Origin of the sequence: Frankia sp. Allo2, from assembly GCF_000733325.1 — a bacterium.
GTDB classification, from domain to species: domain Bacteria; phylum Actinomycetota; class Actinomycetes; order Frankiales; family Frankiaceae; genus Frankia; species Frankia casuarinae.
The window spans coordinates 40,347-53,121 of record NZ_JPHT01000005.1 but is presented as its reverse complement, the minus strand read 5'-3'; the positions used below and the strand labels follow the sequence as shown (position 1 = coordinate 53,121).

The following is a 12,775-nucleotide window of genomic DNA, read 5'->3' as shown; positions in this document are numbered from 1 at the left end:
GTGTCGGCTCTACTCCCAGTCGGCTCTACTCCCAACTGAAGGTGCGGGCGGCGAGCGCCAGACTCGCCACCGCCCAGGCCACGAGCACGATCAGGGGGCGTGCCCCCGGACCGTCGCCCTCTGCCAGGACGGCCCGCAGCCCGTCCGACAGCGCCGCGGTCGGCAGCGCCTCGGCGACCGCCCGCAGCCAGCCGGGAAGCTTCGACAGCGGGAACNCCNCCCCGCCGATCAGCAGCAGCACCAGGTAGACGCCGTTGGCGGCGGCGAGCGTCGCCTCGGCCCGCAGGGCTCCGGCCATCAGCAGGCCGAGCCCCGAGAACGCGGCTGTGCCCAGGACGAGTAGCGCCAGCACCGCCGGAACCCCGACCGGCCCGCCGGTCGGGTCCCAGCCCAGCGCGAATCCGACCGCCACCAGGAGCACCAGCTGGATGACCTCGACGGCGAGCACCGCCAACGTCTTGCCGGCGAGCAGGACCACGCGCGGCAGCGGGGTCGCCCCGAGGCGTTTGAGTACGCCGTAGGAGCGTTCGAAGCCCGTCGCGATCGCCTGCCCGGTGAAGGCGGTCGACATCACGGCCAGCGCGAGCACCCCGGGGACGAGGAAGTCCACCGGCCGCTCGGTGGAGCTCGGCAGCACGTCGACGGCGGTGAAGAAGGCCAGCAGACCGACCGGGATGATCAGGGTGAGCAGGACGGACTCGCCGCGCCGCAGGGTGAGTACCAGCTCGAGCCTGGTCTGTGCCGCCAGCATCCGGGCCCGCGACGCGGGCGCCGGAGCCGGGCGCAGATCGAGCAGCGGGACGCCGGTCATGAGCGCAGCTCCGATCCGGTCAGTTCCACGAAGACGTCCTCCAGCGTGCGTTGTTCGACCCGGAGATCCTCTGCCAGGATGCCGTTACCCGCGCACCAGGCGGTCACCGCGGCGAGCAGTTGCGGGTCGACCGTGCCCTGCAACAGGTAGTGCCCAGCCGGGCCCTCCTGCACGGTGGTGCCGTCGGGCAGCGCGAGCAGCAGCCGGCCGAGATCCAGCCCGGCGGGGGCCCGGAAGCGCAGCTGCCCCTCGGCGCCGCCCCGGGTGAGCTCCGCGGGGGAGCCGACCGCCACCACCCTGCCGTGGTCGACGATGATCACCTGATCGGCGAGCCGTTCGGCCTCGTCCATGGCGTGGGTGGTCAGCACGACGGTGACCCCGGCCGTGCGCAGCTCCTCGACGAGTTCCCAGGTGTCCCGCCGGCCCTGGACGTCCAACCCGGCCGTCGGCTCGTCGAGGAAGACCAGCTCCGGGCGGCCGACCACGGCCATCGCCAGCGACAGCCGCTGCTGCTGGCCGCCGGAGAGCCGGCGGAACGGGGTACCGGCGGACCCGGCCAGCCCGAGCCGGTCCAACAGCGCCGCGGGATCCAGCGGGTGGCGGTAGTGCGAGGCGACGAGGCGCAGCATCTCGCCGGCGCGGGCGCCGGGATACATCCCCCCGGACTGCAGCATCACCCCGACCCGGGGGCGCAGGGCAACGGCGTCCGCCCAGGGGTCGAGTCCGAGGACCCGCACCTCGCCCGCGTCGGCACGGCGGAATCCCTCGCAGATCTCCACGGTGGTTGTCTTGCCGGCGCCGTTCGGCCCGAGCAGCGCCGTGACCGTGCCGGTCGGGACGGTAAGTGACAGTTCGTCCACGGCGCGTATCCGACCATCGGGTGTCGTCGACGGTCGAGCGGCGTCGCCGGAAGGGACCGGCGGCGCCGGGGGCGCCTGGCGCACGGGGGGCGTAGGGGACGGCGTAGGGGACGTGGAGAACGCCGCGGGACCGCGCCCGGCCCGACCGGTGCGGGTCCGCCGCCCGGACCCGTGAGGACGACGACCGGAACGCGGGGAAGCGGACCGCGAGGAATACGTCTTCACGAGGTCCGTGACACTGACTGCCAGGATCTCGGCCACCTTGCGATCCTACGGACATCGCGGGTCGGGCGGAGGGCCGGTCCGCCCCGGCACGAGGCCTTCGGCTGGGTGGAACGGGCACCACCGGGCGGCCGTGCCCTAGTCCCGTTGCCAGTCCCGTTGCTAGCCCCGTTGCTGCGGCGGGCGGNNGGGCAGCGCCCGGCGGCGCCCGCCGACCGCCACCGGCTCGCCTGGCTCCACCAGCGCTCCCCAGGCGCCCAGCCGCTCGTACAGCATCGCCGGCGTGGTGCTGTAGAGCCGGGACAACGACTGCAGGTCGGAGCGACGCAGCCGCAGGACGTCGCGTGAACTGTCCGACCGCAGGACCTGCACGATGGCGATCCNGCGCCGCAGCGGTCCGGTGCGGGTCGGGGGCAGCTTGCGCAGCCGGCGCAGGTCGATGACCAGCGGCGGCAGATGGTCGGTCTCGCGGCGATCGGCGGCCGGCGGTACCAGCAGCGTCGCGGGAACGTCGTACAGCTCGGCGAGCTCGACCAGTCGATGCACGCGCAGGGTCCGAGAGCCTCGCTCGTAGGCGCCCAGGGTCCCGGCAGTCCACCGGCCATGCGTGCGCTCCTGGACGTCCAGCAGCGACAAGCCACGCCGGTTGCGCGCCGCGCGAAGCCGGCGGCCGAGCTCCAGGGCGTAGTCCGCCTCGGTCACGGTCTCCGTCCGGGTCAAGGTCGACAGGAGACGCCAACCGCCCCCTGTGACAGATTGTCAGGCCTCGGTTCGTCTGGCAGCCGGTTCGACCAAGAAGCCGCGAGGGAACGTGGCCCTGGCGTGGTCCCGCGGTCGCGGGGCGCAATCCGGGAATCGCGACAGTGTTTTTCCGGCCGCGCCAGCCCCGTCAGCCCGGTCGGCCGGTCAGTCCCGGTCGGCCCGGTCGGCACCGTCGGCCCGGTCAGTCCCAGTCGGCGTCGTCGGCGTCCTTGGCCCAGTCCCGGGCCCGGTCCACGGCGCGCAGCCATCGCCGGTAGGACCGGTCCCGCTCGGCCCGGGACAGCCTCGGCCGGTACCGCTCGGCGCTGCGCCGATGCCCGGCGAGCTCCTCGCGGTCGGCGAAGAACCCGGTCGCGAGCCCCGCGAGGTAGGCCGAACCGAGCGCGGTCGTCTCGATGTTGTCCGGGACGTCGAGCTCGACGCCGAGCAGGTCGGCCTGGAACTGCATGAGCCAGTGGTTGCGGGCGGCCCCGCCGTCGGCCCGCAGCTCGCGCACCGGGAAGCCCGCGGCACCCATCGCCTCGACGACGTCCCGGGTGCGGTAGGCGATGCCCTCGAGCACCGCGCGGACGACGTGCNCCCGGGTGGTCCCCCGGGTGATCCCGAGCAGTGCGCCGCGGGCGCGGGGATCCCAGTGAGGGGCGCCGAGGCCGGCGAGCGCCGGGACGAAGTAGACGCCGTCGTTGCCGGTCAGGGAGGCGGCCAGGTCGGCGGTCTCGGTGGCATCCCGGATGATCCCCAGGGAGTCCCGTAGCCAGTCGACGGCGGCACCGGTGGACAGGACCGCTCCCTCCAGCGCGTACCGCACCGGTTCGCCGTCGAGCTGGAACGCCGCGGTCCGCAGCAGCGTCGACTGCGGCGCCGGCAGGGCCGAGCCGGTGTTCACCAGCACGAAGGAACCGGTGCCATAGGTGTTCTTGGCCTGGCCGGGTTCGAAGCAGCCCTGGGCGAACAGAGCGGCCTGCTGGTCGCCGATCACGGCCGCCACCGGGATCCGCACGCCGAGGAAGGCGTCCGGATCGGTCTCGGCGTAGACCCGCGAGCTCGGCGCGACAGCGGGCAGCACCTCGGCGGGAACGCCCAGCAGATCGAGCATCTCCGGGGACCAGGTCGCGGCGGCGAGGTCGAGCAGCAGGGTGCGGGAGGCGTTCGTGACGTCGGTGACGTGCGCGGCCCCGGCGGTCAGCTTCCAGACCAGCCAGGAATCGACGGTGCCGAAGGCGATCTCCCCCCGGCCGGCGCGCCGGCGCAGCCCGGGGTCGTCGTCCAGGATCCAGCCGATCTTGGTACCGGAGAAGTAGGGGTCGAGTACCAGCCCGGTGCGTTCCCCCACCGCACCCGCGTGCCCCTCGGCGGTGAGGCGTTCGCAGACCGCGGCCGTCCGCCGGTCCTGCCACCCGATGGCCGGGTGGACCGGGGCGGAGGTCCGCCGGTCCCACAGCACGGTGGTCTCGCGCTGGTTGGTGATGCCGAGGGCGGCGAGCTCCCCGGCCCGGCGACCGCAGCCGGCCAGGGCCGCGGCGACGGTGTCGACGACGCTGCGCCAGAGCTCGTCCGGATCCTGCTCGACCCAGCCCGGCCGGGGGAACCCGGGCCGGATCCCGGTGTAGCCGCGGCCGACGACCACCCCGTCCCGGTCGAGCAGGCAGACCGTGGTCCCGGTGGTCCCCTGGTCGACCGCCGCCACCAGGGATCCGCGTGCCGGCACGCTCATCTCGTTCCTCCCGCCCACGGGTCCGCTGACGCATGGTAAGGACGCATGGTAAGGAGGCATGGTAGGGGAGCGATGCACGGTAAGGAGAGGGACGCGGGGGAGGAAAGATAGACAAGGGGTAGGTAAGGCGGACCCGGCGTGCCGGGAACGGCGGCTCAGCCGAGGTTGGACAGGTCGACGACGTCGCCGGGCGGGGTGCCGGTCGCGGGCGTCCCGTAATCGTCGAAAGTGATCTCGTTGGTGGAGCGGCCGGCGACGACCACCTTCAACGGATAGCCGGGCCCGGTGTTGGCCGCCCAGAAGGCTGTTCCGTCGGGGCCCGCGGCCCGGACGGCCTGGGTGCCGGCCAGCTTCTCGGTCCGCACCGGGCCGGACAGCCCGACGACGTAGCTGGTCAGCGACGCGGCGAGCCGGTCGAGGGTAAAGTAGCTGTATTTCGCGGCGTCGGCGGGGGCTAGGCGGACCCAGCGGTCGGCGAGGAGGTTCCCGGCCGCGGCGTCACCGGTCCCCTCGTAGTAGGCGCGGCCGCGGCGGACGTAGGTGTCGTCTTTGATCTTGAAGATCTGGGTCCGTTGACCGTACTCGTCAATGGTGCCGCGGGTGACCGTGCCGGACATCACCAGGTCGTAACCGGCGGGGGCGTCCGAGCGCGGGTCGGCCTCGGTGCCGACGACGTGGACGCCGGTCGCGGTGCGCAACGCCTGCAGGGTGCGCGTGCCGACCTCGCCGGCAGGCAGCTTCTCCAGCCCGTTGCTCTTCTCCCCGCCGCCACTGCAGGCCGCCGAGGTCGCGAGCAGGAAAGTCAGTCCGAGGGAGAGCAGCGCCCGCCGGACCCCGCCGCGCCACAGTTGTGATCGCATCCGCCCGTCGCCTCCCGCCTGAGATCGTCTCCGGGTCGGTGGCGGCCGGGCGCGACCGCGCGTCGCGACCGTCGGCCCGCTGGTGTGCCGACCTGGTGTGCCCACCCGGGGTGCGCGCCCGGGTGGGCGCGCAGGTATGGCAGTGGGCGCAAGTCTGGCATTCCGCCGCCTGCGGTCGTCGGTCGGGTACGGCCCGTGGGTATCCGTTGTGTGCTCACGTCCGGCGGATGTGATCTGCGTCATGGCTGTGGCGAAGATCGCCCCATTGGGCTGTAGTTCCGGCGACCCCGGTTCGACTGCGCCCAGGAAATAAGGCACACTGGCGTTGTGAAATACGACCACGACGGGACGAGCGGGACGGCGGACGGCCGTACCCGCGACCGGGTCGTGCGTCTGCTCCTGGAGGGCGGCTCGGCCACGGCAGCCGAGCTGTCCCGTCAGCTCGGGGTCTCCCCGGCGGCTATCCGCAGGCATCTCGATGCCATGGTCGCGGATGGCATCATCACGCCCACGGAGAGCCGGTCCCGGGGGCCGCGTGGCCGGGGACGCCCGGCCCGGCGTTACGCGCTCACCGAAGCCGGCCATCAGGCCGGTCCCAACGCCTACTCCGATCTCGCGGCCGGTGCGCTGCACTTCCTGGCCGAGGTGGGTGGCGCGAGCGCGGTCACCCAGTTCGCCGATACCCGCGCCGTCGACCTGGAGCGGCGGGTGCGCGAGGCGGTCGTGGCGGCGGAGCCGGCGGATCGCCCGGCGGCGCTCGCCGAGGCGATGACCGCCGCCGGGTACACCGCCAGCGTCTCCGAGCTGCCCACCGGTCTGCAGATCTGCCAGCATCACTGCCCGGTCCAGTTCGTCGCGGAGCGCTTCCCGGCGTTGTGCGACGCCGAGACCGCGGTGCTGGCCCGCGTGCTCGACACCCACGTGCAGCGCCTGGCGACGATCGCGCACGGCGACGGCGTCTGCACGACCCACATCCCCGCGGGTCACCCGCCCGCGGGTCACCCGCCCGCGGGTCACACTGCCGTGAGCCACACCGCCGCGGATCATCCGCCCGCGGGCACGGCGCCCGGCATGGCTTCGCGTGCCCGGTCCGATCGGAACGGGTCCGATCAGAGCGGGTCCGGGAAGGACGGCTCCGCTCGGGTGCTGCCCGATTCCGCCGTGGCCGGATCCGGCCCGGCCCGGCCCGCGTCCCTGGCCTGTCCACCATCCTCGTCTTCGGAGGGTTTCGCCCTATGACCACCTCTGCCGAGACCGCCCTGGAAGGCCTTGGTTCCTATCGGTTCGGATGGGCTGACACCGACGCCTACGCCGCCGACGTGGAGCGCGGCCTGTCCGAGGCGGTTGTCCGCGGCATCTCGGCCAAGAAGTCCGAGCCGTCGTGGATGACCGACCTGCGCCTCAAGGGGCTGCGGCTGTTCGAGCGCAAGCCCATGCCGACCTGGGGTGCCGACCTGTCGGGCATCGACTTCGACAACATCAAGTACTTCGTCCGCTCCACCGAGAAGCAGGCCGAGGAGTGGGAGGACCTACCCGAGGACATCCGGGCGACCTACGACCGGCTCGGCATTCCCGAGGCGGAGAAGCAGCGCCTCATTGCCGGGGTCGCCGCCCAGTACGAGTCCGAGGTCGTCTACCACAAGATCCGGGAGGACCTCGAGGAGCAGGGTGTCCTCTTCCTGGACACCGACTCCGGGCTGCGTGAGCATCCGGAGCTGTTCCAGGAGTACTTCGGCTCGGTGATCCCGGTCGGGGACAACAAGTTCGCCGCGCTGAACACGGCGGTGTGGTCGGGCGGATCCTTCATCTACGTGCCGCCGGGCGTGCAGGTCGAGATCCCGCTGCAGGCCTACTTCCGGATCAACACCGAGAACATGGGCCAGTTCGAGCGGACGCTGATCATCGTCGACGAGGGCGCCTACGTGCACTACGTCGAGGGCTGCACGGCGCCGGTCTACTCGTCGGACTCGCTGCACTCGGCGGTCGTCGAAATCGTCGTGAAGAAGAACGCGCGCTGCCGGTACACGACCATCCAGAACTGGTCGAACAACGTCTACAACCTGGTCACCAAGCGTGCCGCCTGCCACGAGGGCGGCACCATGGAGTGGATCGACGGCAACATCGGTTCCAAGGTGACGATGAAGTACCCGGCCGTGTGGCTGCTCGGCGAGCACGCCAAGGGCGAGGTGCTCTCCATCGCCTTCGCCGGTGCCGGTCAGCACCAGGACGCGGGCGCGAAGATGGTGCACGCCGCGCCCCGCACCTCCTCGACGATCGTCTCCAAGTCGGTGGCCCGCGGCGGCGGGCGGACGTCCTACCGCGGGCTCGTCCAGATCAACGAGGGCTCGTCGGCCTCCCGCTCGACGGTCAAGTGCGACGCGTTGCTCGTCGACACGGTGAGCCGCTCGGACACCTACCCCTACGTTGACGTGCGCGAGGACGACGCCTCCATCGGGCACGAGGCGAGCGTCTCCAAGGTCGGCGAGGACCAGCTGTTCTACCTGATGAGCCGGGGTCTGTCCGAGGAGGAGGCGATGGCGATGGTCGTGCGCGGCTTCGTCGAGCCGATCGCCCGGGAGCTGCCCATGGAGTACGCCCTCGAGCTCAACCGCCTCATCGAGCTGCAGATGGAAGGTGCGGTCGGCTGATGGTCGTCATCGACGCCACCGGTCGGCCCCCGGCCGCCTCCGGTGCCGTACCCCGTCCCGTACGGTCCCGTAACCCGCTCGACCACGCCGTGCCCACCGGACGCGAGGAGGCGTGGCGGTTCACCCCGCTGCGCCGGCTGCGCGGACTGCCGACCGGCCCCGAGGCCGACGGCAAGGTCTCCGTGTCGGTCACCGCGCCCGCGGGGGTCGAGGTGGAGCAGCTCGCCGCCGCCGACGCCCGGATCGGTCGGGTGCTGACCCCGGCCGACCGGGTGGCCGCCTTCGCCCTGACCCGGTCGGCGGGCGCGCTCGCCGTCACCNTCCCNGCCGAGGCCNCGCTCNCCNAGCCGGNGGNCGTGCACCTGCACGGTGAGAGCCCCAGGTCCCCGGCCGGGTTCGTCGCGACGAGCGGCGACGGCGGGCGGCGCGGCTCCCCGGGCGGGGTGGCCTACGGTCACGTCCTCGTCGAAGTGGGCCCGTTTGCGTCCGCCACCGTGGTGCTCGACCACACCGGCAGCGCCACCTACGCCGGCAACGTCGAGGTGTACGTGGGGCACGGCGCCTCGCTCACCTTCATCACCCTGCAGGACTGGGACGACGACGCCGTGCACCTCGGCGCGCACGCCTACTCGCTGGGGCGCGACGCTCGGCTGCGCTCGTTCACCATCACCCTCGGCGGTGATCTGGTGCGGCTCAACCCGACCGTGGACTACCGCGGGCCCGGCGGCGACGCCGAGCTCTACGGCGTGTTCTTCACCGATGCCGGCCAGCACCAGGAGCACCGGCTGCTCGTCACGCACGAGCCGCGTTCCTGCCGCAGCCGGGTCACCTACAAGGGCGCGCTGCGCGGGGACGCCGCCCACGCGGTGTGGATCGGCGACGTCCTCATCGGCGCCGGCGCCGTGGGCACGGACACCTACGAGCTCAACCGCAATCTCGTGCTCACCGACGGCGCGCGGGCCGACTCGGTCCCGAACCTGGAGATCCTCACCGGTGAGGTCACCGGTGCCGGTCACGCCAGTGCCACCGGCCGGTTCGATGACGAGGCGCTGTTCTACCTGCAGTCGCGGGGGATCTCGCCCGAGGAGGCCCGCCGGCTCGTGGTGCACGGTTTCTTCGCCGAGATCATCGACCGGATCGACGTGCCGGAGCTGCGGGAACGCATCATGATCAAGATTGCCGGCGAGCTGTCGGCCGACCTCCCGGACGAGGCTGCGGAGCCGTCGTCGGCGGAGTTGTCGGTGGAGGTGGGCGGATGACGACCGCGACCGGCGGTTCTGCCGCGGGCGGCTCCTCGGTCGCCCCGCGGTGGCACCGGGTGTGTGCCGCCGCGGACCTCGCCGAGGGCACCGCGATCGGCACCGAGATCGAGGGCGTGCCGGTGTGCGTGGTGCGGTCGGGCGGGGCGGTCTACGCCGTGCGTGACGAGTGCTCGCACGCCGACGTGATGCTCTCCCAGGGCGAGGCCGAGGACGGCAAGATCGAGTGCTGGCTGCACGGGTCCCAGTTCGACCTGGCCAGCGGCGTCCCGCTGAGCCTGCCGGCGATTGAGCCGGTGCCCACGTACGCAGTGACCATCGACGGCGACGACGTGCTCGTCGACGTCACACATTCGAACCCGGAACGAGGGTGACGGCAGCGGTGTCCACACTGGAGATCCGCAATCTGCATGTCTCGGTGGAGACGGACGGCGAGGGCACGCGCGAGATCCTGCGCGGGGTGGACCTGACCGTCCGCAAGGGCGAGACGCACGCGATTATGGGGCCGAACGGGTCGGGTAAGTCGACGCTGTCCTATTCGATCGCGGGCCATCCCAAGTACACGGTCACCGAGGGCAGCATCACGCTCGACGGCGAGGACGTCCTCGCGATGAGCGTCGACGCCCGGGCCCGGGCCGGGATCTTCCTGGCGATGCAGTACCCGGTGGAGATCCCCGGGGTCTCGGTGTCGAACTTCCTGCGCTCCTCGGTCACGGCCGTGCGCGGCGAGGCGCCGAAGCTGCGGACCTGGGTCAAGGAGGTCAAGACCTCCATGGCCGCGCTCGAGATGGACCCGGCGTTCGCCGAGCGCAACGTCAACGAGGGCTTCTCCGGCGGCGAGAAGAAGCGTCACGAGATCCTGCAGATGGCGTTGCTCAAGCCGAAGATCGCCGTGCTGGACGAGACCGACTCCGGCCTCGACGTCGACGCGCTGCGCATCGTCTCCGCAGGTATCGAGTCGGTGCGGGCCAAGGGGGAGACGGGCATCCTGCTCATCACCCACTACACCCGCATCCTGCGCTACATCCGTCCCGAGTTCGTCCACGTCATGGCGGCGGGGCGGATCGTCGACGAGGGCGGCCCGGAACTGGCCGCCGTGCTGGAGGAGTCCGGCTACGACCGCTACGTCAAGGGTGGCGGCGCGGCCACGCCGGCCGGCGTGGGAGCGGTGTCATGACGCTGACCGACGCGGCCGTGCGCCCGGGGTCCGGACCCCGGCTCGTCNGCGGGTTCGACGTCGAGCAGGTCCGCCGGGACTTCCCCGTCCTGGCCCGCACGGTGCACGGCGACCGGCCGCTGGTCTACCTCGACAGCGCCGCCACCTCGCAGAAGCCGCTGGCGGTGCTCGACGCCGAGCGGACCTACTACGAGCTGCACAACGCCAACGTGCACCGCGGCATCCACGTGCTGGCCGAGGAGGCCACCGGGCTGTACGAGGCCTCCCGGGACAAGGTCGCCGCCTTCATCGGGGCGGGCGACCGCCGGGAGGTGGTGTTCACCAAGAACTCCTCGGAGGCGCTGAACCTCGTCGCCTACGCGATGAGCAACGCCGGGGCCGCCGGCGCCGAGGCGGAGCGGTTCCGGGTCGGCCCGGGTGACGAGATCGTCGTCACCGAGATGGAGCATCACTCCAATCTCGTGCCGTGGCAGATGCTGGCCCGGCGCACCGGGGCGACGCTGCGCTGGATCGGGCTGACCGACGACGGCCGGCTCGACCTGAGCAACCTCGATTCGATCATCACCGAGCGGGCGAAGGTCGTCGCCTTCGTCCACCAGTCGAACATTCTCGGCACGATCAACCCGGTCGCGCAGGTGGTGGCGCGGGCCCGCGAGGTCGGCGCGCTGACCGTGCTCGACGGCTCCCAGTCGGTACCGCACAACCCGGTCGACGTCACCGAGCTCGGGGTGGACTTCCTGGCCTTCACCGGGCACAAGATGTGCGCGCCCACCGGGGTCGGGGTGCTCTGGGGACGCTACGAGCTGCTTGGGGTCATGCCGCCCTTCCTCGGCGGCGGCGAGATGATCGAGCTTGTCACCATGGAGGGCTCGACCTACGCGGCGCCGCCGCACCGGTTCGAGGCCGGCACCCCGATGATTGCCCAGGTGGTCGGGCTCGGCGCGGCCGTCGACTACCTGACCGCGCTCGGCATGCCGGCCGTCGCCGAGCACGAGCACGCGGTGACGGCCTACGCGCTGGACGCCTTCGCCGAGGTGCCGGGGTTGCGGATCATCGGTCCGCCGGCGGCGGACGCCCGCGGCGGGGCGATCTCCTTTGTGCTGCACGAGGACGACGGCCGGCCGATCCATCCCCACGACGTCGGACAGATCCTCGACGAGCGCGGCATTGCCGTGCGGGTCGGGCACCACTGCGCCCGGCCGGTCTGCCTGCGGTTCGGGGTACCTGCGACGACCCGCGCGTCGTTCCACCTCTACACGACGACCGGCGAGGTCGACGCCCTGGTGGAAGGACTGCACGGGGTCCGGAGGTTCTTTCTGAGGTGAAACTCGACTCCATGTACCAGGAGATCATCCTGGACCACTACCGCAACCCGCTCCACCGGGGGCTGCGGGATCCCTTCGACGCCGAAGTGCACCACGTCAACCCGACCTGCGGCGACGAGGTGACCCTGCGGGTGAAGGTCTCGGACGGGGTCGTCGAGGACGTCTCCTACGAGAGCGAGGGCTGTTCGATCAGTCAGGCGTCGGCGAGCGTCATGAGCGACCTCGTGATCGGCAAGTCGGTCGACGCGGCGCTGAAGCTCGAACGCGAGTTCCTGGCGCTGATGCAGTCGCGGGGCACCATCGAGGGTGACGAGGACGTGCTGGAGGACGCCGTGGCGTTCGCCGGCGTCTCCAAGTACCCCGCCCGGGTGAAATGTGCCCTGCTGTCCTGGATGGCGTGGAAGGACGCGACCGCTAAGGCGATGGATCCGAGTGTCGCCGTCGCCGGCGCATCCACCTCTGTCGCGTACCCCCGCGTCGCCCCCCTCGACGTACCCGAGCAGGAGAAGCCATGAGCGAGACGGTGACCGAGACGCGCTCGGCCGCGACGGGAGAAACCGCCGAGGCGGCGGATCAGCCCGCCGGGGTCCCGAAGCCGGTGCTGGACCCGGACCCGACGGGACCGGACGCCCCGCCGGAGCTCGCCAGCTTCGAGGACATCGAGGAGGCGATGCGCGACGTCGTCGACCCGGAACTCGGCATCAACGTCGTCGACCTCGGCCTCGTCTACGGCATCCACGTCGCCGACGACAACACCGTCACCCTCGACATGACGCTGACCTCGGCGGCCTGCCCGCTCACCGACGTCATCGAGGACCAGACCCGCTCCGCCCTGGTCGACGGCCCGGACGGGCTGGCCGCGGACGTGACCATCAACTGGGTCTGGATGCCGCCGTGGGGGCCGGACAAGATCACCGACGACGGTCGCGAGCAGCTGCGCGCGCTCGGCTTCAACGTCTGACGTCCCCCCGGCCCACTGGATGAACAACCGGTGGGGTTCGCGCAACGTACGGCTGGCTACCCAGCAACCACCGCTCACTCCGCCCGTATCCGCCCGCCAGGCTTGTAGGGTCGGAACCAGGCGATCGGCGTCGTCATCGGCCCATTTCGGCGGGCTTCCCGCCTCGTGGCGTGGTG

13 protein-coding genes are annotated in these 12,775 nt (G+C 71.9%); 8 read left to right on the top strand and 5 right to left on the bottom strand.

What is annotated here, in order from left to right; genetic code table 11:
• Nucleotides 1–25: 25 nt before the first annotated feature.
• The 5 genes from ALLO2_RS05780 to ALLO2_RS05760 form a co-directional block, all read right to left on the bottom strand.
• Nucleotides 26–811 carry an ABC transporter permease gene (locus tag ALLO2_RS05780; RefSeq protein ID WP_035730266.1) on the bottom strand — a complete coding sequence of 262 codons (786 nt, stop codon included), beginning with the start codon at nucleotides 809–811 and terminating at the stop codon, nucleotides 26–28.
• Nucleotides 808–1,932: an ABC transporter ATP-binding protein gene (locus ALLO2_RS05775; RefSeq protein ID WP_035730264.1), complete on the bottom strand. Its 1,125-nt coding sequence runs from the start codon at nucleotides 1,930–1,932 to the stop codon at nucleotides 808–810. Before ALLO2_RS05775 ends, ALLO2_RS05780 begins: the two co-directional genes overlap by 4 nt.
• Before the next feature lie 123 nt (nucleotides 1,933–2,055).
• Nucleotides 2,056–2,595 (bottom strand): transcriptional regulator, encoded by a 540-nt coding sequence (locus tag ALLO2_RS05770; protein ID WP_035730390.1) that lies wholly within the window; start codon nucleotides 2,593–2,595, stop codon nucleotides 2,056–2,058.
• Between the two features lie 241 nt (nucleotides 2,596–2,836).
• A complete protein-coding gene (gene glpK / locus ALLO2_RS05765; protein WP_035730263.1) occupies nucleotides 2,837–4,369 on the bottom strand; it encodes a glycerol kinase GlpK in 1,533 nt (510 codons plus the stop codon).
• A 155-nt stretch (nucleotides 4,370–4,524) separates the two neighbouring features.
• Nucleotides 4,525–5,229: a hypothetical protein gene (locus ALLO2_RS05760; RefSeq protein ID WP_011436097.1), complete on the bottom strand. Its 705-nt coding sequence runs from the start codon at nucleotides 5,227–5,229 to the stop codon at nucleotides 4,525–4,527.
• Nucleotides 5,230–5,556: 327 nt separating this feature from the next.
• On the opposite strand from ALLO2_RS05760, the gene ALLO2_RS05755 reads away from it, so the two are divergent.
• The 8 genes from ALLO2_RS05755 to ALLO2_RS05720 all read left to right on the top strand — a co-directional run bounded on the left by ALLO2_RS05755 (nucleotide 5,557) and on the right by ALLO2_RS05720 (nucleotide 12,599).
• Nucleotides 5,557–6,468 (top strand): metalloregulator ArsR/SmtB family transcription factor, encoded by a 912-nt coding sequence (locus tag ALLO2_RS05755; protein ID WP_023841556.1) that lies wholly within the window; start codon nucleotides 5,557–5,559, stop codon nucleotides 6,466–6,468.
• Nucleotides 6,465–7,877 (top strand): Fe-S cluster assembly protein SufB, encoded by a 1,413-nt coding sequence (gene sufB / locus ALLO2_RS05750; RefSeq protein ID WP_011436099.1) that lies wholly within the window; start codon nucleotides 6,465–6,467, stop codon nucleotides 7,875–7,877. Before ALLO2_RS05755 ends, sufB begins: the two co-directional genes overlap by 4 nt.
• Complete coding sequence (sufD, locus tag ALLO2_RS05745) at nucleotides 7,877–9,136, top strand: Fe-S cluster assembly protein SufD (protein WP_035730260.1); 1,260 nt, start codon at nucleotides 7,877–7,879, stop codon at nucleotides 9,134–9,136. Before sufB ends, sufD begins: the two co-directional genes overlap by 1 nt.
• Nucleotides 9,133–9,510 carry a non-heme iron oxygenase ferredoxin subunit gene (locus tag ALLO2_RS05740; protein ID WP_011436101.1) on the top strand — a complete coding sequence of 126 codons (378 nt, stop codon included), beginning with the start codon at nucleotides 9,133–9,135 and terminating at the stop codon, nucleotides 9,508–9,510. The genes sufD and ALLO2_RS05740 overlap by 4 nt, the downstream gene beginning before the upstream one ends.
• On the top strand, nucleotides 9,507–10,313 hold the full coding sequence (gene sufC, locus ALLO2_RS05735) for a Fe-S cluster assembly ATPase SufC (protein ID WP_023841555.1): 807 nt from the start codon (nucleotides 9,507–9,509) through the stop codon (nucleotides 10,311–10,313). The genes ALLO2_RS05740 and sufC overlap by 4 nt, the downstream gene beginning before the upstream one ends.
• A complete protein-coding gene (locus ALLO2_RS05730) occupies nucleotides 10,310–11,638 on the top strand; it encodes a cysteine desulfurase (protein WP_035730256.1) in 1,329 nt (442 codons plus the stop codon). Before sufC ends, ALLO2_RS05730 begins: the two co-directional genes overlap by 4 nt.
• The gene (gene sufU / locus ALLO2_RS05725) at nucleotides 11,635–12,153 is read left to right on the top strand and encodes a Fe-S cluster assembly sulfur transfer protein SufU (protein WP_011436104.1); all 519 of its coding nucleotides are present in this window, start codon (nucleotides 11,635–11,637) and stop codon (nucleotides 12,151–12,153) included. Before ALLO2_RS05730 ends, sufU begins: the two co-directional genes overlap by 4 nt.
• Nucleotides 12,150–12,599 carry a metal-sulfur cluster assembly factor gene (locus ALLO2_RS05720; protein ID WP_011436105.1) on the top strand — a complete coding sequence of 150 codons (450 nt, stop codon included), beginning with the start codon at nucleotides 12,150–12,152 and terminating at the stop codon, nucleotides 12,597–12,599. The genes sufU and ALLO2_RS05720 overlap by 4 nt, the downstream gene beginning before the upstream one ends.
• The last annotated feature ends 176 nt before the right edge of the window (nucleotides 12,600–12,775 follow it).

Excerpts from the sequence above, each read along its gene's own strand:
- ALLO2_RS05760 (WP_011436097.1), bottom strand. The coding sequence starts at position 5,229 with ATGCGATCACAACTGTGGCGCGGCGGGGTCCGGCGGGCGCTGCTCTCC.
- sufB (WP_011436099.1), top strand. The coding sequence starts at position 6,465 with ATGACCACCTCTGCCGAGACCGCCCTGGAAGGCCTTGGTTCCTATCGG.
- ALLO2_RS05740 (WP_011436101.1), top strand. The coding sequence starts at position 9,133 with ATGACGACCGCGACCGGCGGTTCTGCCGCGGGCGGCTCCTCGGTCGCC.
- ALLO2_RS05720 (WP_011436105.1), top strand. The coding sequence starts at position 12,150 with ATGAGCGAGACGGTGACCGAGACGCGCTCGGCCGCGACGGGAGAAACC.